Here is a 22,696-nt window from a genome sequence, read left to right on the forward strand (position 1 = left end):
TAATCAGATGCAAGCAAAAAGGGGATAATTAAAAATCAGATAATTTATCAATTATTTTGATAAATTGTTGTTCATAATTCCATTCATCTAAGATACGTTTTCTACCGCGATCGCCCATTGCTTTCATTTCCATTGGATGTGACAAATACCATGCCAAATTAGTAGCAATACTTTCTGGATCAAGAGGATTACAAGCAAACCCATAACCCGGTTCTACATACATTTGCTTCCATTCAGGTATATCTGAAACTAACAGTGCTAACCCACAAGCGAGGTAGTCGAAGGGTTTGTTAGAAGCGCCAACCATGTATTGCATATTCATGTCATTGCTATCTGTCGGCATAAATGCCAACCCTACATCACATTCTCGACACCATTTCAAAAGTTCATATCTAGGCATAGCAGCCACAAACTCAACTTGGTTGCTAACGCCAATTTGATCAGCTATTTCTTTTAAGTGTTGCATATAGTTGAGATAGCTGAGTGTGTCATAACCAATGATACGTAATTTGACTGTATTCGGCAGTAGTGCTAAAGCTTGAAGTACAGTTACTGGTAGTCGAGATGGCACAATTGAGCCGTGATATAAAATTTGTAATCCACTTCTTTCAAAAAATGGACGCTCAAGATTCGCCTCCGCTTGAGCAGGACAATTCCATACACAAAAAAGCTTGTGTTGAGTGCTGGTATCTAAAGCAAATTTTTTAACCCGTTCTTGATTCGGCAGAATGCATATTTTAGCTCTCTTTGCTAACCATTTTCGAGCAGTTAAACACAATTGAATGAACAAACTGTTAGCTGTACTGTTATGTGAGTCGTGTTCATGATAAACAACATTAATGTTAGGTAAAAAACTCAATATCACAGCTACAGGGCAAGATAGCAAATCAGAAGCATATACCCATTGTGGTTGCCAAATTAAAGTTGAAAACAATACCCAAAAACCAAATTGTAAATAATGCAATTTCTGTCGCCAACCAGCCGGACAAGATGGCATTAATTGCACTGTGATATCAGAATTACATGGCAGACATAAAGCCGATAAACCAAATACATCAGTGCCCATAAATAGCACCTCCCAACCTTTTTTTGCAAAAATGTGAGAACTATGCTCTAAAGGTGGATAACCTGCAGGGTTGGTGTATTGAACGTAGATGATTTTTTGCTTATTGCCCATTGTGTTATTACTTTATCTCTGGAAATTGGTAAATTTTAGCTTTGTGTAGCGAATTGCTTTTGATTATTTAATATCTCCGGAGATAAAGCACATATCATTAGATTACCGTATTGAGGATTGGGAGGAACAACTGTAAAATTCATTGGCTCTAAATCTTTTTGGAACTGCTCAATTGAATATCCATCATGCAATTCCGCAATAATGAGTTTGACGTTTTTTAACCACTCATTTTGCTCACTAAATAGCTGTTTTTCTGCGCCTTCAATATCTACTTTTAAAATATCAATCGTGTTTAACCCGGATAATTGCATAATTTCCGTCATCGTATAACTACGAACAATTGTTTCTTCACTTGAGTTATTATCGAGATACCCTCCCCAACTCCACGGGGAATTACAAAACTTTAACTCACCTGAAAAATTACTCACAGCACCTTCAATTACTTGGGCTTGGTTACATTGCTCTAGCCATGATACATTTCGTTTTAATACTGAAAAATTACTCGTTGAAGGTTCAACTAAAACATATTTAGCTTGAGGAAAATAAGTTGTAAAAAAGAGCGAAGTTATGCCCACATTAGCTCCCAAATCAACAATGCATGTTGCTTCTTGTAACCAAGATTTAGGTATGTGGTAACAGCCATCAAGAAATATTTCATATAAAACAAATAAATCACCAGCATATGTCCTGAGCCATAAATCAGTACAATAGCTGCCTATTTGAACTTGATAAGATTCAGGAGCTAACTGCTCTAATGATGGCGTAATATTTAAAGCATTATTAATATGAAACTGTAATGTAGCTATAGCCAGCCTCAAACTGCTATGCAAATTGGCTCCCATTTGGAAACACAAGCCGAGTTCTTGAAAGTAATGTTCAAGCTTTTGGACGAAAAATTTTTCCTGTAATAATTTATTCAACATAATCAACTCCTTGTTGATAGACTAGTTTTGTAATACGGCGTGATAAATTGACAGCATCTGATCTGCTACTGTTTCTATTTTTTGAGGAGGCTGAATACCAGATTTAAGCTGCGGTATTAGAGCCTTATTTAGGCATAGTCGCTGTAGGGCTTGACTCCAAGCAGTCACAGAATTGGGTTCTACTAAAAGACCGTTGACCTCAGACTGAATCAGTTCAGAAATACCACCCAAGTTAGAACCGAGTATTGGAATTCCAGCAGCGAAAGCTTCCAACACTACCATCGGCCCTGTTTCTAACAATTGAGATGGAACAGCCAACAAATCATAGCCTTTTAAGGTTGTGATCACTTGTTCAGATGGTACTGGAGGTTTAAAAGTAATACGTGAGTTGTTGATAGCTAAAGTTTGCAATTCCTGTTGATATGTATTACTATTGGTACTTTGAGAAACGCCATAGATATCTAAACTAATTGGTAATTCAGGTATTGTTTGCAAGGCGGTGATGAGAATATGAATTCCTTTAGTGGGATCAAGCCTACCCAAGAAAGCAATTTTGAGAGTTGAAGTATTATTATGCGAGCAAAAATTGAATTTTTCAGGTAGGTTGTGACACACTCCCTGACGAATAACGCTAATTTTATCTGATGGAACATGATTGAGTAATAAGATATCCTTGACCCAGTTGCACACCGCAACTATATGATTAGCTTCAGAGAACATTGCATGTAGGGCTTCATGGCAAAGACTCACTAATTTCTTCATCCGTAAGGCTGTCCATACTCCCCCTTGTAAATTCCAGCCACCTAGCCAGGCTCCTAATTGGGACGGTAGATGAGTAATTGCTTTAGCGCTAGTTTGATCTAGTCCCAACCCTTGTAAAGTACACTGGGTGCAAGTATGTAAATCTAGTTTGCCGTCGCATATCTGCGTTCCCCATTGCATCAATGTTCCCCGTAAACAGCTGACTGTGGGAGTATGGTAGGTAAACACTACGGGGATTCGCCGTTGTTTGAGAGTTTGTACTAGCCGCAGGGAAATGCTACTGGTGAAAGCATGAACATGAACGATGTCAGGCTGTTCGGTTTCGATCATAAGGCTGAACTCAAAAGCAGCTTGTGGATCTCCTGTTGCATAAATTTCCTGGAGATGTTTGATTTTGTTCGCTACTGCAAAACGGCGCACCTTTAGCTGGTTATGCATATATGATTGACTGACTTCTCCAGGAGCTGCTATTAAAATTTCAATTCCTTGTTGTTGTAGATTATGGGACAAAGCCTCAACGTAGATTTCAGTACCGCCTACAGGATCAGGATAGAAACAGAAAGGGACTTGAATGATTTTCACGTTAGTAGAATAGTTGAAATGGAAATTTTATTTGGCAAAAATTCGTTTAGCACGACGATAAGTTAAAGCGATCGCTTCAGCTTGTTCATAACCAAACCATTTGGAAAGCTGTTGCAGAGCTTTTGGTTTTGAAGGCTGATATTGTGGATTGAGGTGATGAATTTTAGCAAGAACTTGAGAAAATTTTAGGCGATCGTACTCAAAAAAGAATCGAGCTGTTTGTCCGTAAACATTCTCTAATGCGACACGTTGTTTATGCGTTAATCCACCATTTGCTTTCCATATTTCTTCTACTTGACAAGCATTGTGGAAACAATCTCGCACAAAACTAGCTAAATTACGGCGCGATAAACTAGTAGCAGTTATGTGAACTCGATAATTTGCTTGAACACCAGGTACATGAATAAATTTTCCCCCAGCTAAAGCCCCATCTAACAAAAAGCGAGCATCTTGAATAATTGGCAAAGTTTCATTCCAAGATCCAATCGCTTCTACAATCCGACAGTGGTAAAGTAAAGCTGCAGGTGGTGCCCAAAAGTCTGTCAACAATGCAATCTGTGGATTAGCATCAACATCCTCAATTTTTCTAGCAACAATTTTGCCTAAATAAAATTTGCCGTCTTTCGCTTCTTCTAAATATTGCCAGTCTGTATAAGCTATGTCAGCGTCGTTGTTCACTAAAGCTTTCACTTTTTTTTCTAAAGCATTGGCTGTTAAAATATCGTCAGCATCTAAGTATTGAATAAACTTACCTTTAGCTAGCATAGTACCTTGGTTACGTGCTGCACTTGCGCCACGATTTGCGCCAAAATTAGCTCTTATTCTCGAACCAAAAGAACGAATTACGCTAGGAGTATTATCAGTCGAGCCATCATCAATAACAATTACTTCTAAATCTTGGAAGGTTTGACTAAAAACACTTTCTAGAGTTTCAGTTAGAAATTTTTCGGCATTATAACAAGGCACAATTACTGAAACTAAGGGTGTTAATTCCATACTTATACCTGTGTTTTTGAAAAATTAAATAGTTAAACTAATTGTTAGGAAAATAAATTTTAGCTTTGCTTAAAAAATTTGTTTACCTATAAAATCTCGTAAAAAATTTGGTACGATTCGCCTATACCAAACTCCATAATACTCGGCAGTTTCTTGATTTATTATTTTGGAAATTAACCGATAGAGTCGATGACGATGTAAAAATTTTGGTCTGCCGAAATAACAAGCTAGTTCAAAAGCTTCCCGCGCTTCTTCATAAGCATTAATAGTGAAAAGTTGAGAACCTATTTTAGCACTGGCTTCTGCCATATCTGGGAGATATTTTGAAGGTAGTTGTTGCGATAACAAGCGAATTGATTTAATTGTTGAAGTCAAGCATAGCTTCTGGTTTTGGCTGTGACTATTGAGACGCAGACGCTGAATAATTAATGCTTCTGGTATCACCATATAAGTTGCACCTGTAGCAGCCAGACGGATATGAAAATCAAAATCTTCCGATTGAGGGAGAATTTCTCTAGTTAGATATCCTCCAATTTTTAAAGCTAGCTCTCTGCGAAAAGTTGATGATGGTACCAAAATAGAACCTGTAAAGCCAAATTGCACTAAGTCGCCAATATTTAATAAATTTTCGATACCCATCACTTTTTCAGATACTAGCTTTCCTTCCCTATATGAAGAGATTTCAGTTAGAATTATATCTCGCTTACTAGCTTCAATAACAGAGCGTACTTGCTGACACCAAGTAGGTTGAAATAAATCATCTGTATCCTGAAAATGAACATATTCACTCTGACTTAATTTCAGTAGCTGATTGCGTCCAAACGCTGGCCCTCGATTGGTTTTTCCTCTAATTACCTGAATAGCGTAGCCGTGAGGAATATAGTTTTCTGCGGGTGCAGGAGATGCATCATCATAAATGAGAATTTCTTCAGGAATATCAGACTGTTTTAGAATTGAATTTAGGCATTCTGTTAGTAATTCTTTTTCGTTATAATACGTAATTAAAACTGCAATAGAAGAGTCCATACAAAATATTTAAATTATTGAATATTCACAATTATATTTTAATTTTATAACTCCCTTGACGTCAGAAGAATATTTAAATATTGTTGTATTTTCATCTGTTGATAATTCTTCTTCTATCAAGAGATCCAGTATTTGGTATTTATCAATCCATCCATGTGATGTTTGAATTGCGAAACCTAATTTATAATGCCCAGCTATAAGGCATAGGTCTTTAATTCTACCCTGAAAATCTATAGTTTGGTTGGCATTTAATGAAATTTTTGCACCTTCTTTGTTGCCTATATCAATTAATGTTAACCTCGTCCCTGTGAGTGTGTATAGTAAAATTACTGCTGATAAAATATGACATGGTTCTTGTTGAGAACTAATTTTGAGGGAAAATTCCAATTCGTTATGATAAAAACTATAGCTAAATGATTTTAGTAGCAAATTCTTTGATATCAGCAGATTTTTTACACAATTAATACTGGAATCTATATTTAAGTGATTATATGAATGCATAATAGAATATATATCACTCTGTTGCTTAACTCTACCATTTTCTAATAAAATTCCTTGTGTGCATACAGTTTGAATAGCATCCATATTATGACTAACAAAAATAATCGTTCGTTTGTCATGTTTGCTGATATCTTCCATCTTACCTAAGCACTTTTTTTGGAACTGAGCATCGCCAACTGCTAACACTTCATCCACCACCAAAATTTCTGGTTCCAAATGCGCTGCGACTGCAAATGCTAACCGGACGTACATACCGGAAGAATAACGCTTAACAGGTGTATCTAAAAATTTTTCCACCTCTGCAAACGCCACAATCTCATCAAATTTATGTTTAATTTCTGCCTTACTCATCCCTAGAATTGCACCATTGAGATAAATATTTTCTCGTCCGGTTAACTCCGGGTGAAACCCCGTTCCCACTTCTAGTAAACTGGCGATTCTACCTTGAATATTGATGCATCCGGTTGTGGGTTCTGTAATTTGGCTTAAAATCTTTAATAAAGTTGATTTACCCGCTCCGTTGCGCCCGATAATGCCAACTCTTTCGCCTTGTTTAATCTCAAATGAGACATTGTTCAAAGCCCAAAAATCCTCACGGTCTGGATGAGATATTTCCTTACCAAAAGATTTAAAAAAGTTTTTACTTAAAGATTTTGCCTGATTACTGATAGATTCTCGTAAGGATTTATAAGTGCCTTGTCTCTCTGATTGATGATTAATAATGTACTTTTTTCCTAAATTTTCTACGCGAATAACTGTATCAGACACGTAATTCACTCCTCACTAAATTATGTCAGCAAATGTTCGCTCTGTTTTGCGAAAATACCAAATCCCACTTACTAGTAATAGGAATACTAATCCCAGAGAAAGCATAAATCCTGGCCAGTAAAGCTTTGATTCTCCACCTAAAATTGCCCACCGAAAGCCGTCAATTACACCCACCATGGGGTTGATTGAATATAGCAAACGTAAGTTTTCGGGAACAATACTGCTACTAAAGCCTACAGGAGAAATGTACAAACCGAACTGCATAATAAATGGGACTACATAACGAAAATCTCGGTATTCTACATTTAATGCTGCTAGCCATAGTCCCACTCCCATCGATGCAGCAAAAGCTATAGCAATGAATAATGGCAATGTAAGTATCCGCCAACTAGGAATATAGTTATACCAAGCCATTAATCCTAAGAGAATCATGCCAGAAATCATGAAATCTACAAAACTAACAATTACTGCACTAATAGGCACAATTAAACGGGGAAAATAAACTTTAGAAATTAAGTTAGCATTGCTGATTAAACTGCTACTACATTCACTTAAAGCATTAGCAAAAAACTGCCAAGGTAGCATAGCTGCAAATACTAAAATTGGATAAGGTACTCCGTCTGCAGGTAATTTTGCTAACTGTCCAAATACAATGGTAAAGACTACCATGGTGAGAAATGGTCGAATTAATGCCCAAGCTATACCAATTAATGTTTGCTTGTAACGGACTAAAATATCGCGCCAAGCTAAAAAGTAGAGTAGTTCACGATAGCGCCACATGTCATACCAATATTGATGATCTGTGCGTCCTGCTGCAATTATTAATTCGTGTTTGGGAATAATTTTTTGATTAGTCATAAATTATTAATTGAAAGATTAATACGTTAAACGTTTAATCTCCAAAATGGAAATCTTTGAGGCTGTGATTACTAAGCAGTCTTGCATGTCTGCGAGTAAATTCCCCTACAGAAGAGTTACCTTGAGGATTAATTACCCCTGCTACTTGCTGCCATAGTTGGTGTGGAGCTAATGTTAGTTCATAGGTGCGTTCATCGCGTTTACGGACGTGATACCATTTGGTTTGCTGACAGCGATCGCACCAAAATGCTTCTAACCATTCTCCTTCTATAAGTACTGTTGTTTGGTTTTTTACTAAAATTAATGCATTCCGCCGACTCATACCTCGCTGTTGCAATTGTCCTGCTCTATCGGCAAATAGTTGATATTTTTTACTCATGCTATGAAGATAGCAATTATGGAGCGGACAATATATATTCCGGCGTTTTGAGCGGTTACGATTTCGGTCACACCTTCTGAGCAATTCTACCTCCCACATCAACTAATAAACAATTTCCGGAAGGTTATGTTGGCAGGACTGAGATCAAAATGACCATCAAAGCCCGTTACCTAAATCAAGTACTTATTTATATAATTGCGGCAACAAAGAGACTTATTGCCGAAGTGAGAAAAAAGATGATGTATCAAGGAAACATATGAAATTTAGGCAATGATTGTTAGCTAGTTAATTATTGACATGACGCTCATTTGGGAGTAAGAACAATGAATTATTGTGTTTATATTTAAACAGATTGTTTAGTGAAAGTATCGCCAATGTGGCTGCTATTTTTATGAATTTTATCGTTTTCAGTAAAAACCTAGTTAACTGATGTTAATTCAAGATAAATTAAACATGATATAGCTATCTATAGCTGAGAATAAGCTTGATACTTGAGATTACATTAATTTACAGTTATTAACTTAATTAACAATCAATCATATGACTTAAATATATAAGAAAATGCCTGAAAAACAATTAAAAACTCTGCTAATAAACAAGCTAAAGCTAATGTGACATACGCACAAAAAAGTTTGATTGACTAATATTTAATTGGTGGCTATAGTTTACTGCGTATGACTTTGGGACATAGTTATCACCTCATCGGGTAATATTGCTTGCTGCAAAACATCAAAGTATTGTTGAGAAATAATTTTTGGTGTAAAATGCGATCGCAAATATTGACGCCCCGCTTTACCCATACGTTCTGCTAATTGGCGATCGCTACATAATAGACGAATAAATTGTGCTAAACTCTGACTATCGCCATTATCAAATGTACCACCACAATTCGCTTCTAAAATTAGCTGTCTTAAGTAGGAGTTTGGCGAACAAATTACCGCTATTGGTCGTCCAGATGCTAAAGCTGAATACATTTTGCTAGGCACAACTAAACTTTCACTAGATGCATCTACACTTACAAGTGACAAATCACAAGCTGTCAGGGAATAAGGTAACACTTGCTTATCTTGGTATGGCAAAAATAAGAAGTTATTTAATCCTAATGCCTTGACTTTAGTGATTAACTCATCACGCTTGGCTCCACCACCAATACATACAAATTGAATTGGTTCATCTTGTAGTTGCTTGGCGGCGGCTAATATAGTTGACATATCATGGCAACGCCCCATATTACCTGAGTAGAGAACAGTGAATTTTTTGACCAGATTATGTTTCCAAGCAAACCAATTTTCTTCTTTAGCAATAGGCATAATCCATTCAGGATCTGCCCAACTTTGAATCACAGAAATTTTATCTGCAATTTGCGGATATTTTGTTGCTACTTGCTGTTTCATCGCTGGACTAAGGACGACAATTCCCTTAGCATTTAGCCAAATTTGTTGATTAAGTTTTTGCCAACATTGTGTCATCCAGTTGCTTTTGGAGATTACCCCAAGAGCGATCGCTATATCCGGATAGAGATCATAAAGTATGCAGACATAGGGAAGTCGGAACAATAGATGGATAAGATATCCGATTACTGGCAAAAATGGAGGAGCAGTAGTTATTAATAATACATTGCTACGACGCCAAGCCCTGAGCATATATAGCGCCGCACGCAGAGTATATAAGACTCCATTGATAGTTTTACCACGAATTCTTCCTCGCCAAAGTTGAGCAGTGCGTGATCTTTGAATTCTGACTCTGTCTAAATGTTCTACTGCTGGTGCTAGGGAAGATTGAAATGCATATCCTGGTTGACTTGTGAAGACCTCAATATCTATTCCTTGTTGGCTTAAGTTTTTCACGAGTTCATCTATTAACTGTCCCGTGGCCGCATAGTCTGGAGGAAAAAATTGAGTGATTACAGACAACTTAATAGATTGCTGAGTTTTTATAGCATGTTGTTCCCTTGTTTCTAACCGATTTGAAATGGATTCAAGCAATTTTTGATTAATCCATTTGTTAAGTCTCATCAGCTGTATCCTATGTATTCTATTTACTAGAGAAATCTCATGTCGGATGATATGAATTAAGAAATGACTTGGGATAATCTATATGGCTGTTGCGTTAGCTTACCATGTTCTCTATTCATGGTTTATTGGACAAACGGTGCTTTTGTAAAGTCCGATTGCGCTCTTAATTAATGTATTAATCAATCACTGTACACACCTTACTTAAGGCTCACAAATTTAGTTGTCAGCCTCGCTCGTAATCCCAACGATTAATACAAAATTTTACTCAGTGAATTTTGGAGATTTGGTTATTTTAAAGTAGAAATTAGCTAAATCAGCAAAATCATGAGCACCAAAAAATAGTTTTTGCCACGAAGATGGTTCACACGACAAGCTACCCTAAAGACTTCCAAGTAATTTTCCTCAATTTCTAAGGTGGATAAAACATTAACCACAACTTTTAATTACCATCCACTGAGAAATTGGCAGTATCTGAGTGAATCGAAATTGAGATATTACTGAATTATTTTTTGGATTACATGTACTTTTGACTTGAATACTAAGCTTTTACTTTCCGATTACATGCAATTTGGTTTCATAATATCATTTTTCAACTTAGTGTGAATGCTTTATACAAAATTCATGCAACCAATATTTTGTTTGACAAATTCTTTATAAATCAAACAGTTTAATCTAAGTAAATAAAAATAATATTATAAAAACTAATACTTTAAGCAACCATATTATTGCTGAACTAAATATTTTTCAATCTATTCTTTTGCTTACAGACTGGGATTTTAAGCACAGAAAATAAAAAATCATTTAAGCTCGTACAGCAATTGGACACTAGTTATTTTTATAATTCTTGGATGATGAATTTAATTCATACCATAGGAATAGTTAGAGTCAATCCTACTTTAATTATATGTTTATCCTCTGCCTAGGGAAAGAAAACTTGTAAGCCTTTAATTAGATAGACTTATTGAATTATGTCTAAAAAAAGACTAAATATCTCATGAAAAAATAATAATCTTTTCCAGAAAATCTTAATTATGCAACCAGTATTTAGATTAAAAGAATAATAATTTTTAGACATATTTCTGCATGGATATCAGCAAATTTTATCTAATTTAAATACCTAATTAATAGATGATTGCTTTTATGCTTCCATATCTTTGTCTTCTGTCCAGTGGCAGATATAAACTATGAAATTTTTAATAGAGCGCAACTATTATTCAAACAAAGTTAATCATATATTAAAAAAAATACTGTCTTCTATCCCAAGAATGAAGTATTTAATTTTCTAGTTAGTAGGAGCTTACTGTAGGCTAGGTTTATGCACGAGTTTGTGAGAAGCGATGAGCACAATTGATTAACTTTGTCGCGGATGTTGTTAACACTCTTGAAAAGAATATCGAACTATGGAGAATCATTACTCTCGCATTTTCAATCACAATCACCAAAGCAAACTTCCCCTTAAATTTGTTGACGAGCCAGCTTTAACACCGCTTGATTATCCCAGAGATGATGGAAATGTTCGAGAATTTATAAGTATGCTGCGGCGGAGATCGCTAATAATTATTGGTGTAACTACTGCTGTGATGATAACTTTCGTTCTCAACATGAAACTGAGCCAGCAAACACCAGAATATGAAGGTAATTTTCGACTCTTAGTGGAACCTGTTAATGAAGATAATAAAGCATTAGAGATAATTAAAGAAACTAATACAGGACAGACTAATCTGGACTATGAAAGTCAGATACAGGTGTTGAAAAGCCCAGAAATAATGGGTAGTATAATTAAAAAGGTACAAGTTCGTTATCCAGATATCAATTACGATTTTCTACTTAAATATTTAAAAATTACTCGTTTAAATGAAACTAAAATTATACAAGTTAGTTATCGCAGTCAAGATTCCCAGCAGGTGAAATTTGTTTTAGACACTATTGCTAAAGATTACATCAAATATAGTTCAGAGAAACGACAAAGCAAATTGAGTCAGGGAATTAATTTTGTCGAAAAAAAATTACCATCTATCCAAAAACAAGTTGATTCTATCCAACAAGAACTACAAACATTTCGACAAAAATATGATTTTTTTGATCCTGAAAATCAAGGCTCACAAATTGCTATTCAATTCAATTCTTTATCTGAACAGAGACAAAAAATAGAGCAAGAGTTAGCCCAGGCTCGTGCTAATTTTACTAGCCTCAAACAAAAAGACGGAGAAATAGCGGCGTTGAATAACGCTGCACTATATCAGCAATTGTTAATTCAGGTACACCAATTAGATACGCAAATTTCTAGCGAATCTAGCCGCTTACAACCAGAGAATCCAACTATCCAAACATTACAAGAGAAACGAGAAAGCTTATTACCGTTACTTAATCAAGAATCACAGCGTTTTTTAAATGTCAAGTTTGCAGAAATATTAACTCAGGTACAAGCACTAGAATTTCAAAGTCAACAGCTAGCGAAAATAGAAAAAATTTTAGAACAAAAACGCAAGCAATGGCCGGTTTTATCACGACAGTATGCAGAATTACAGCGAAAATTACAAACTAGTACTGAGAGTTTAAATAGGTTTCTATCTATTCAAGAAAACCTGCAAATACAGATATCACAAACAAAACTTGGTTGGCAATTAATTCAAGCACCAGGACAACCACAAAAAGCCATTTTTGTTGCAGGTATAGCTAGGAGTTTGTTATTAGCATTGGGTACAAGCATAGTTTGTGGAATTGGTGTTGCTTTGCTGCTTGAGAAAATTGATCGTACTCACCATAGTATCCAAACTTTAAAAAAACAACTTAAATTTCCATTATTAGGAAATATCCCCTTTGAAAAGCAAATTACCAATAACCAATATCGAATTTTCTCCAAAAAAATTCGCAAAATTAAGTCAAAAAATACACCATCGACAATTATTCCTAAATTAACTGTCATTCCCTATCAAGATTACAAAAACTACTCACCAGAGTTTTTAGAAGCTTTACAAGTGCTGTATTGCAATCTACAATTACTTGAGAGCGATCGCTCCATTCATTCTCTAATTATTAGTTCTGCAATGCCTCGTGATGGTAAGTCTACAATTGCTTTGCATTTAGCGCAAATAGCTACAGCCATGGGACGACGAGTACTATTAGTAGATGCTAATTTACGCCAACCTATAATTCATAAATTACTAGGTTTAAATAATTCATGGGGACTGAGTAATTTAATTACTAGTAACTTACCAGTTGGGGAAACAATACAACAATTGCCAACGCTCAATCAATTATCTGTGATTACCGCCGGTGCCATCACATCAGAACCAATAAAGTTGCTTGCTTCGTCCAATATGAAGCAGATAATGGCAGATTTTCATGACAATTTCGACCTAGTAATTTATGATACTCCCTGTTTATCTGGGCTGGCTGACGCTAGTTTTTTAGCATCTAACACTGATGGTATTTTGTTAGTTGTGAGGATTGACAAGACAGATTCGACAATTATAGAACGTGCTCTTGATCATCTGAAAATTGCCTCTGTGAATGTTTTGGGCGTTGTTAGTAACGGACAAAAGGGTAATTCCCACAATTATTAATTAAGTCGAAAAGTGGGAATAAAGAAGGCAACAGGCAATGCTTAATTATTACATTGCCCCTTGCCTTTTTCTTGACAAATAACCATTAACAAACTTACGTTAGTTTCATTTGGTCGCCTTTTTAAATCTGAAGTTAATTGTTAATCCCTGCTGGATAAGAGTTTGTTAGTACTAACCAGCACAACAATTAACAATATTAGCTGAATTTGCCAAGGTGCTACGACTAAACTAAAAATCAGACTAATAACGGCAAATACGCCAATTAGACAGGCTATTTCGTCATGAGATTTTCTCACTAAATAGCCAGTAATTAAACCAGCAAAAAGCGTGACCAAAAAAAACAAAGGCATGTTTACAAACCTCTGAAATCAAAGGTATAGAGTTGATATAATCGGATTGAAATTGTGGTTAATTTTACATTAAGTTAGAATTAAAACGCAATCCGCTATATATAATAGCAGCGCACAGAGGTAGATTTGCACAACATCTTATCCTAGCAATAAGACAGTAATCTTGCATAATACCTTAAGAAGTAGCTTTTTCCAGACTTTCGATGCTGAACATTCCTGAATTATTGGCAACTGAACTCAACCTCAAACCCTATCAGGTGCAAAACGCGCTGGAACTTTTAGCGGAGGATGCAACAATTCCCTTTATTGCACGTTACCGTAAAGAGCGCACTGGTGAGATGAACGAAGTCCAATTGCGTGACTTGTCAGATAAGTATAATTACTTAAGAGAATTAGAAGAACGAAAAATAGTTATCTTAAATGCGATCGCCACACAAGGTAAACTGAGCGACGAACTGCAAGCTAAAATCGCATCCTGCCTGCAAAAAACTGAACTTGAGGACTTATACTTACCCTATCGAGCCAAGCGCCGCACCCGCGCCACAATCGCCAGGGAGAAAGGATTAGAACCCCTAGCGGAGTTGATTAAATCGCTGAATGTAAAGAATCCGGTGTCAGCGACTCTCGAAACCGCAGCCGAAAATTACGTTTCTCCAGAAAAAGCAGTTAAAACAGCCGTAGAAGCACTCAAAGGTGCTGCCGACATTTTAGCGGAAGAAGTAGCAGAAAAAGCTGAGTTACGGGCATATATCCGTGAATACATGCACGAAACAGGGGTATTTGTCTCTCGCATCAAAGGCGATTATCCAGAAGGGACAACAAAATTTGAAATGTACCGTAACTATCAGAATCGTGTGAAAAATATTGCCCCTCACAATATATTGGCATTGCGTCGAGGAGAAACTGAAGGCATATTAAACTTTGAAATTTCCTTTGACGAAGATGTAGTACTTTCCTATTTAGAATCCCAGGAAATTAAAACCAAAGTTAAAGCAATTCGTGACTTTTATCAAACCATGCTCAAAGATGCATTCAATCGGTTGATGAAAGCGTCCCTCATGGGAGAAGTTATAACCGAAAAGAAAGCCTATGCTGATGTTGAATCTATCAAAACCTTTGAAACAAATTTACGGGAATTACTATTATCTGCACCAGCGGGAATGAAACCCACCCTCGCCATTGACCCAGGGTTTAGAACTGGATGTAAAGTAGCAGTACTAGATCAAACTGGTAAATTTTTAGAATATCAAGCAGTGTTTCCCCATCAAGCAGCTGAACAACGCACAAAAGCCGCGCAAACTATCAAAAACCTGATTGTAAATTACCAGATTGAATTAATAGCGATCGGTAACGGTACAGCCTCCCGTGAGACAGAAGAATTTGTCTCCCAAGCGCTACAATCTATCGAACATAAACCGATTAAAGTCATGGTAAATGAATCTGGCGCCTCTATATATTCTGCTAGCAAAGTAGCAATAGAAGAGTTTCCCAATTTAGATATTACCGTGCGCGGCGCCATTAGCATCGGTCGCCGACTACAAGACCCCCTGGCGGAATTGGTGAAAATAGATCCAAAATCAATTGGTGTGGGACAATATCAGCATGATGTCGATCAGAAATTGTTGAAAAAAAAGTTAGATGAAACCGTCGAAAGCTGCGTTAATTATGTTGGTGTGGATTTAAACACAGCTTCTAAAGAATTGTTAACCTTTGTTTCAGGAATTACACCCACAATTGCCAACAATATTGTTACCTATCGCAACGAACATGGAGCATTTAGAAATCGCCGCCAACTTTTGAAAGTATCAAAATTAGGCCCAAAAGCCTTTGAGCAAGCAGCAGGATTTCTGCGAATTCGCAACGGTGAAAATCCCTTAGATAACACGTCTGTACATCCAGAAAGATATGGATTAGTAGAAGCGATCGCTGCAGATTTGCATGTATCCTTAAATCAAGTTACTCAAATTGCCGAAAAACTGCAAAAAACCAACCTCAAAAAATACGTTACTGACAGCGTAGGTGAACCCACACTGCGCGATATCCTCAGCGAACTAGAAAAGCCGGGTAGAGATCCGCGCGCCGAATTTAAATACGCCAGCTTTCAAGAAGGTATTACAGAAATTAAAGATTTACAAGTAGGAATGGAATTAGAAGGTATCATCACTAATGTGGCTAACTTCGGTGCTTTTGTTGATATCGGCGTCCATCAAGATGGATTAGTGCATATCTCTCAACTCGCTGATAAATTCGTAGATGATCCTAAAAAAATTGTCAAAGTGGGACAAGTAGTGAAAGTAAAAGTATTAGAAGTAAATGAGAAATTGCGACGGATTAGTTTATCAATGAAATTAGTTAAACAATAAAAATTAGAATCAGAGCAGATGACAGTTCATCACATTCGATTAATTAATCCCGCAATTAAATTAGACCGGACTATTCCCATACCAGAAGATCAATATATTCTCGACATTGCCGAAGAAGTTGGTATTCGTTTACCATCAGGGTGTAAACAAGGCGAATGTTCTGCTTGTGTAGCGAAACTCATCAGCGGTGAAGTTGACCAAAGTGAGCAAAAATTTCTTCGTCCCCAGGAAATCCAAGCTGGTTATGTGGTCACTTGTGTAACTTATCCTTTATCTGACTGCACTTTAGAAACTCATCAAGAACAAGTTTTATATAAATCTTCGCTTTATTATCAACATTAAATCTTACGGCTTCTGTGAGAGATTGGGGAACTATGGCTGAGGATTTTCTCGATAATCTACCAAGTGGTAGAGTGCAAATCTATCTTCTAAGAGATGTTGGAGCCGCGTAGATTGTTAAAGATGGAATGAGGAAATCCAAAAAACCATCTCTAACTTTTAAAGGTAAAAACCATGTGGGCAACAACACTTTTTACTGCGTTAGCTACAGCTTTAAGCTTGCTGATTGTTGATTTAGTCGTTCCCGGTGTTAACATTGCTAACTTCCCTGCAGCTATGATTGCTGCTTTAGTAATTGGACTCATCAACGGTTCAGTGAAACCCGTGCTTTCGACTTTTTCTCTACCACTTAACTTCCTCTCTTTCGGAGCATTTTCACTCATCGTCAACGGCTTATGCTTCTGGTTAGCGGCCGTACTAGTTCCTGGGTTCGCAGTGCGAGGAATTGTCGCTTTTCTTCTTGGTCCCGTGATTTTATCTTTCGCTAATACCTTCATCACTAAATATTTTGCGGAAAGAAATCTGGCTTTGAGCAGCGGAGATATCAAAACCTCAGGCGAATTACCTTCCAGATAAATAACCACTTGCATTAATTAAACTCACAAAATAGTCGCAGAAAAATCATGAAACTAGTTCGTTTTCTTTTAGGTTTGTTATTACCTCCTCTAGGTGTATTTTTAACAGTTGGTGTTGGCCCTACTTTCATCATCAATGTTCTATTAACACTTTTAGGTTGGCTTCCCGGTAGCATCCACGCTGTTTGGGTAATCGCCAAGCATGAAGAACAATTAAGCAGAGACGGTAGTGTTTACTAAAGCCTGATATGCAAAATAGGGTGGAGATGATCCACCCTATTTCAGTTAAAATAGATAATAATATAGAGACGGGAAATTTCCCGTCTCTACGCCATATTTAACTAAAGATAATCGATTTATTTTTTAGTCAATTGATTATCTTTGCTAGCAGGTTCCTTATCTTTGAATAAATCAGCAGCAGCTAGTAATAACTCCCGTAAAGTTTGTTTAATTTGGAGTTCTTTTTTAGCGATCGCTATTCCGGCTTCACCCAGCTTATCTTCTAACTGTGATCTCTTTTGCTCTACTTGTGCAGCCAGTGTTTCCGCTTGGGGACGCGCCTGATCATACCAGTTTTTCGCTTCGTCTAAATATTCTTGCACTTCTTGAGAACGTCCGCCATAACGAGCGGCTAAGTTCGCTCTGACAATAGCTAGTTGGGCTTGAAGTTGAGCGTAGCGTTTTTGTAACAAAGCCACTTCCTCACTATTTTTAATGGCGTTAACTGCGGAATCAACCGCAGTTTGAGTACTAGCTGAGTTTTGTTTACCTGTTTCTTCAACTTCAGCCAAGATTACTTCAACATCTTGCTGCAGTTTTTGTTCTTCGCTGTCTAATTGAGCCTGTAGTTTTTTCAATTCTGACTGAGTTTTAATAATAGCTTCATGTCTTTTGCTATTCACACCTTCTATTGCGCCTTCAATTGAAGCTGTCACCTCATCTTTAAGTTCGCCGCCCTTTTCTTGAAAATTTTCAATGACAGCAGAAACAGCATCTTTAACGAGGGCGCGCAGTTCAATAGAACCCTCTTTAAACTCAGACGCTACTTGCGAAACTGCAGCTTTGACAATTTCTCGAATTCTGTCAGTTCTTAACTGTCCAGTTTCTTTGGCTTGCTGTAAATCAGCTTGAATTTGCTCTTTGATATTGCCTGCCATTTTTAACTCTGGGGATTTAGTTAGTTTGGAGAAATTAGAGACATCATGCTCTATTCTTATTGTGGTATTGCTTGGTTGGGTTAGGTACTTCCTTGAGATAGAATTTGCAAATTCTATTCGACATATTTAGCAGATTTATTCCACGAATATCTTTTGTTTCACGCCAAGGTAAGCCATCTCCGTGTGGAGGTTCTCCCTTTGAGAAGACTAGGCGTAAAGATTTCCTGTCTTGGCTGCAGTACCCTATTTGTGAGATGATAATTTTTTACTGGCAATCATTAAAATTTTATTATGTGGCGAGTAAATATCACTTGTTCGGAAGCAGCATGGAAGATCAACGCAACTGCGTTTAAAACGCTAGCAGCAAAGTATGATTGTATCTCCTCTCAAAAAATGCCTGACGGAACTCGCATCATGGCATATAAAATTGATGATGTGAACGATGCTGAAGATTTTCAGCAAGAGTGTGCAAATTTGCCAGGATTTACATCAGATTTTGAATCTTTATAGTATTAATTTTGGCTGGTTTATTTTGTTATTTATAATCAATTATTACCCGCATAATTATGAATCTACCAACAGCTAGTCGCCTACAATTTACTTCCGACTTAAACATTTGCCGAGTTTTAAATGGTATGTGGCAAGTATCCGGTGGTCATGGACGCATCGATGCTAAAACTGCTATCGAAACTATGTTTAAATATGTAGATGCAGGTTTTACAACTTGGGATTTAGCAGACCATTACGGCCCTGCTGAAGATTTAATTGGTGAGTTTCGTCGTCAACTAGTTGCGACCCGTGGACAGGCGGCTTTATCTAACTTACAAGCCTTCACTAAATGGGTACCTCGTCCTGGGAAAATGACTAAGAAAATAGTTGAGGATAATATTAATATCTCCCTGAAAAGGATGGATGTGGATTCATTAGATTTAATGCAATTTCACTGGTGGGAATACCAGGATAAAAATTACCTGGATGCTCTCAAATATATGGGAGAACTGCAAACTGAAGGTAAGATTAAACATTTGGCTTTGACTAATTTTGATACAGAACATCTGCAAATTATTGTGGAATCAGGGATCAAGATAGTGTCTAATCAAGTGCAATTTTCTTTAGTTGATCGTCGTCCAGAAGTAAATATGAGCAAGTTTTGTCAACAACATGAGATTAAACTATTTACTTATGGGACTGTTTGTGGTGGTCTATTATCAGAAAAGTATTTAGGAAAATCCGAACCACGAGGGTTAAATTTAGCTACCGTTAGCTTGCGAAAATATAAGCAGATGATTGATGCTTGGGGTGGTTGGCGATTATTTCAAGATTTGCTTTCTGTTCTCAAACAAATTGCTGATCGATATGCAGTTAGTATTGCTAATGTTGCAGTCAGATATATTTTAGATCAGCCTGCTGTGGGTGGTGTAATTGTGGGTGCGAGACTGGGGATATCTGAGCATTTAGCTGACAATTCTCAAGTGTTTAGTTTTGCTTTGAGTTCTGAAGATTTAAATTTGATAGAAACGGTATCTGGTCAGTCACGAGATTTGTATGAGTTAATTGGTGATTGTGGTGATGAATATCGTCGGTGAATGAAAGGGAACAGGGAACAGGGAACAGGGAATAGGGAAAAGTAAACCACCTACAAGTCTAGTAAAGTAGGATTAGATATTGCTGGGTATGGTTTTAAATTTGGCTGGAGAACCTAGAGAATAATCTCGTGGTTTGAAGTCGGCGAAGGGATTTTTTTCTAATCTATTTTTTAAGGCTTGATCTAAAATTACGCCTGGAGTTTTGTTTCTGACGCCGATGATAATTACGCTGGTTTGATATGTTGTATAGTTTTGGTTTGGTTGACAGTCTTTGCGCTGGAATTGACCGAGGTTTAATAAGCGATAATTTTGAACTGTGGCTGTGTTTTTAAATAGTTTTTTGGCTAAAATTTGTGTTTGTTGAGCACGTTCTAGGGCGCGGCGTTGTGCAGTTTTGATTTTACCTCCACAGGAAGCTGTTCCAACGGAGATTATCTCGGTTGGTTCTTCTATGATTGTTTGTATGTTTTCTTGTTCTAAGTTTAATTTTAGTAGGTCAAGACTAATAATTTTATCGTTATTTTTAATTTGAAAGTTGCTACCTGCAAGCCATTGATATTCGCCTGATAAAATGGCTATATTAAATTCGGCTGTTCTCCCTTGATTGTCTTGTCCTGTTGCATAGGTAAAATAATCAATTTGTCCTTTTTTTTGTGGTGTTTGTGCGGAATTAATGGCTGGATTAAAATTAAGCGATCGCATGATTAATCCTAATACCACAATTAATCCCAATGACGCCACTAGTGCTGCTAATAAAGCCAGCAGTGGTAGTTTTTTTCTCGGGTTTTTTGGCGTTAATTGTGCAGTTTCTGGCTGTGGTGTTAACTGTTGTGTAATTGCTTCTAATCGCTGTAAAATTTCTTGGGCATTTATCGGGCGTTTGTCTATTTGTGGCGTCATTAACCAATCAATTAAATTCAATAGCGACGGAGAAATATGAGGAGCGCGATCGCGCCATTGCAAGACGTTTTGTTGAATATCATACATATCTAAGGGATGATATCCTGTTAATAGAAATACAAAGGTGCGTCCTAAAGCATAGAAATCTGATTGCGGTGTGGCTTCACCACTCATTTGCTCTACAGCACTATAGCCAGATGACATAATTGGCGTTTTATCGGTCGTGATTTCGCTGGCTGTACCAAAGTCAATTAATACGAGATTTCCTTTATCTTGCTCAACAACGGGAAATCTCAGCATGATGTTAGCAGGTTTAATATCTCGATGCAAGTATTGTTGGCTATGTAATAAATTTAAAATTTCAACTAATTGTCTCAACCAATTTATAGCTTGGGCTTGAGAAATGGGCTGATTTTCTTGCTGTTGTAACCATTTTTCTAAATCAATTCCATTGATTTTTTCCATGACAATACAGTGCAATATCAAATCATTTCTAGTTTGATATTGAAAGTATTCATCTACTTGAGGAATACCAGGATGATTTAGTTGTTTCAGGATACTTGCTTCTTGCTGAAATAGTTCTACGGCTTTTGTGTCTTTGGCTAAATCCTCTCTCAGAACTTTGAGGATTTTTAGTGTGTCTTGATCGCGGATTTCATAGACTTGACTAAAGCCAGTACTTTCGCTCAACAAGCGCACTACTCGATAGCGCCCTTGCAATAACAATTGCGAACCACAACCTGCACAGAATCGGTTTTCATCATCATCCGATTGCTGCGGTTGAGGACAAACGGGATTAATACAAAGGCTCATGATACTATTTCATAATTCTTAATATTGAGGTACGCACCCTAGTCCTTAGCCCCCTCATATTAATCAGAATCATTCACCTATTTTGTTCTAGGAAAGCTTTTACTGTTTGGTTAAATGTTTCTGGTTGGGCTAAAAACGGCCAATGATTACCAGGAACTTGGCAGATGGTTAAATTTTTCAGGTAGGTTTTGTAGGGTTTAAGTTGCCAATTTTGGCGATTGACGCCTCTTTCTGGTTGCACAAACAGCGTAGGAATGTCAATAGGAATTGTTAAACCAGCAACCCGCATCACTTCGGCAAAAATTCCGTCACGAGCAGCAACGGCTAATTTGCTTCCCCAGCGACCATCAGGTTTTTGCTCAATTCCGGCTTGAAAAACTTGCTGATGTAGGGGAGTCCAGCCTTGATATTGGCTGGAATTACGGGCTTGCTCTACGGCTGCTTCATAACTGGTGAAGGGCCCCATGCTTTTGAGAAAAGGCAAAACACGATACAACAGCGGAAATGTGGCTTGAAAGATACCGGGAAATTTCCAAATGAAGATGGGATCAACCAAAGTCATACTCCGCAAGCATTGGGGATTTTCTCTAGCCCAAATAGCTGCTAATTTACCCGTCCAAGAGTGGCTGACAATATGAGCACTAGACCATCCCACGTGAGCCATCAGTGCTTCCAAATCAGCGATCGCACTGGCAAAACTATAATCTTTGTCAGGCTTGCTGCTGTCGCCATGACCGCGCATATCTGGGGCGATGATGTGATAATCTGCAGACAAATCATCTGCAAAACTAGACCAAACTAAAGCATGGTCGCCTAAACCGTGTAATAGCAGCAAGGGTTCTTTTCCTTGATTCCACTCCCAATAAGACAGCTGGATATCAGACTTGGCAAGGGTTTGACGTAAAGGCATCGTCGCACATCCATCTGTGGAGATATTGCTTTGCGCTTATATGGTACTGCGAAAATTCCTTTGCTTTCTAGAAGATTTGATGGAAAACCGCTTCTTCCTAATTCCGTCTTGATTGAGATCACACCCGCAACGGTAATATGAGATAGTAGC

Annotated in this window: 19 protein-coding genes; 7 read left to right on the plus strand and 12 right to left on the minus strand. The window is 37.2% G+C overall.

Annotated elements, in window-relative coordinates:
* Positions 1-28: 28 nt before the first annotated feature.
* The 9 genes from MIC7126_RS0114855 to MIC7126_RS0114900 form a co-directional block, all read right to left on the minus strand.
* Positions 29-1,177 (minus strand): glycosyltransferase family protein, encoded by a 1,149-nt coding sequence (locus MIC7126_RS0114855; RefSeq protein WP_017653947.1) that lies wholly within the window; start codon positions 1,175-1,177, stop codon positions 29-31.
* A gap of 35 nt (positions 1,178-1,212) precedes the next feature.
* On the minus strand, positions 1,213-2,100 hold the full coding sequence (locus tag MIC7126_RS0114860) for an FkbM family methyltransferase (RefSeq protein WP_017653948.1): 888 nt from the start codon (positions 2,098-2,100) through the stop codon (positions 1,213-1,215).
* 21 nt (positions 2,101-2,121) lie between these two features.
* Complete coding sequence (locus MIC7126_RS0114865; protein ID WP_017653949.1) at positions 2,122-3,444, minus strand: glycosyltransferase; 1,323 nt, start codon at positions 3,442-3,444, stop codon at positions 2,122-2,124.
* 27 nt (positions 3,445-3,471) lie between these two features.
* Positions 3,472-4,440, minus strand: coding sequence for a glycosyltransferase family 2 protein (locus MIC7126_RS0114870; protein ID WP_017653950.1), 969 nt, complete (start codon positions 4,438-4,440; stop codon positions 3,472-3,474).
* Between the two features lie 69 nt (positions 4,441-4,509).
* Positions 4,510-5,466, minus strand: coding sequence for a glycosyltransferase family 2 protein (locus MIC7126_RS0114875; protein ID WP_017653951.1), 957 nt, complete (start codon positions 5,464-5,466; stop codon positions 4,510-4,512).
* 9 nt (positions 5,467-5,475) lie between these two features.
* Positions 5,476-6,735, minus strand: a complete 1,260-nt coding sequence (locus tag MIC7126_RS0114880; RefSeq protein ID WP_017653952.1) for an ABC transporter ATP-binding protein — start codon at positions 6,733-6,735, stop codon at positions 5,476-5,478.
* 15 nt (positions 6,736-6,750) lie between these two features.
* Positions 6,751-7,593 carry an ABC transporter permease gene (locus MIC7126_RS0114885; RefSeq protein ID WP_017653953.1) on the minus strand — a complete coding sequence of 281 codons (843 nt, stop codon included), beginning with the start codon at positions 7,591-7,593 and terminating at the stop codon, positions 6,751-6,753.
* 34 nt (positions 7,594-7,627) lie between these two features.
* A complete protein-coding gene (locus MIC7126_RS0114890) occupies positions 7,628-8,071 on the minus strand; it encodes a hypothetical protein (RefSeq protein WP_420795556.1) in 444 nt (147 codons plus the stop codon).
* Between the two features lie 566 nt (positions 8,072-8,637).
* Complete coding sequence (locus MIC7126_RS0114900) at positions 8,638-9,987, minus strand: glycosyltransferase family 4 protein (RefSeq protein WP_017653956.1); 1,350 nt, start codon at positions 9,985-9,987, stop codon at positions 8,638-8,640.
* A gap of 1,400 nt (positions 9,988-11,387) precedes the next feature.
* Here MIC7126_RS0114900 and MIC7126_RS0114905 point away from each other — a divergent pair.
* The 5 genes from MIC7126_RS0114905 (at position 11,388) to MIC7126_RS0114930 (ending at position 17,420) form a co-directional block, all read left to right on the plus strand.
* A complete protein-coding gene (locus MIC7126_RS0114905) occupies positions 11,388-13,553 on the plus strand; it encodes a GumC family protein (RefSeq protein WP_017653957.1) in 2,166 nt (721 codons plus the stop codon).
* 553 nt (positions 13,554-14,106) lie between these two features.
* Entirely contained in the window at positions 14,107-16,266 is a 2,160-nt protein-coding gene (locus MIC7126_RS0114915) for a Tex family protein (RefSeq protein WP_017653959.1), read from the plus strand.
* An 18-nt stretch (positions 16,267-16,284) separates the two neighbouring features.
* Entirely contained in the window at positions 16,285-16,608 is a 324-nt protein-coding gene (locus MIC7126_RS0114920) for a 2Fe-2S iron-sulfur cluster-binding protein (protein ID WP_017653960.1), read from the plus strand.
* Between the two features lie 171 nt (positions 16,609-16,779).
* Complete coding sequence (locus MIC7126_RS29445; protein ID WP_081603033.1) at positions 16,780-17,181, plus strand: phage holin family protein; 402 nt, start codon at positions 16,780-16,782, stop codon at positions 17,179-17,181.
* A gap of 47 nt (positions 17,182-17,228) precedes the next feature.
* Positions 17,229-17,420, plus strand: a complete 192-nt coding sequence (locus MIC7126_RS0114930) for a YqaE/Pmp3 family membrane protein (RefSeq protein ID WP_017653962.1) — start codon at positions 17,229-17,231, stop codon at positions 17,418-17,420.
* A 116-nt stretch (positions 17,421-17,536) separates the two neighbouring features.
* Here the strand turns inward: MIC7126_RS0114930 and MIC7126_RS0114935 are convergent, their stop codons facing one another.
* On the minus strand, positions 17,537-18,337 hold the full coding sequence (locus MIC7126_RS0114935; RefSeq protein ID WP_017653963.1) for a GumC domain-containing protein: 801 nt from the start codon (positions 18,335-18,337) through the stop codon (positions 17,537-17,539).
* 291 nt (positions 18,338-18,628) lie between these two features.
* On the opposite strand from MIC7126_RS0114935, the gene MIC7126_RS32440 reads away from it, so the two are divergent.
* Positions 18,629-18,847, plus strand: a complete 219-nt coding sequence (locus MIC7126_RS32440; RefSeq protein ID WP_017653964.1) for a hypothetical protein — start codon at positions 18,629-18,631, stop codon at positions 18,845-18,847.
* Between the two features lie 56 nt (positions 18,848-18,903).
* On the plus strand, positions 18,904-19,923 hold the full coding sequence (locus tag MIC7126_RS0114945; protein WP_017653965.1) for an aldo/keto reductase: 1,020 nt from the start codon (positions 18,904-18,906) through the stop codon (positions 19,921-19,923).
* Between the two features lie 72 nt (positions 19,924-19,995).
* Here the strand turns inward: MIC7126_RS0114945 and MIC7126_RS0114950 are convergent, their stop codons facing one another.
* Positions 19,996-21,636 carry a serine/threonine protein kinase gene (locus MIC7126_RS0114950; protein WP_017653966.1) on the minus strand — a complete coding sequence of 547 codons (1,641 nt, stop codon included), beginning with the start codon at positions 21,634-21,636 and terminating at the stop codon, positions 19,996-19,998.
* Positions 21,637-21,709: 73 nt separating this feature from the next.
* Positions 21,710-22,546 (minus strand): alpha/beta fold hydrolase, encoded by an 837-nt coding sequence (locus tag MIC7126_RS0114955; RefSeq protein ID WP_017653967.1) that lies wholly within the window; start codon positions 22,544-22,546, stop codon positions 21,710-21,712.
* Positions 22,547-22,696: the final 150 nt, after the last annotated feature.

It is taken from the genome of Fortiea contorta PCC 7126 (assembly GCF_000332295.1).
GTDB lineage: Bacteria > Cyanobacteriota > Cyanobacteriia > Cyanobacteriales > Nostocaceae > Fortiea > Fortiea contorta.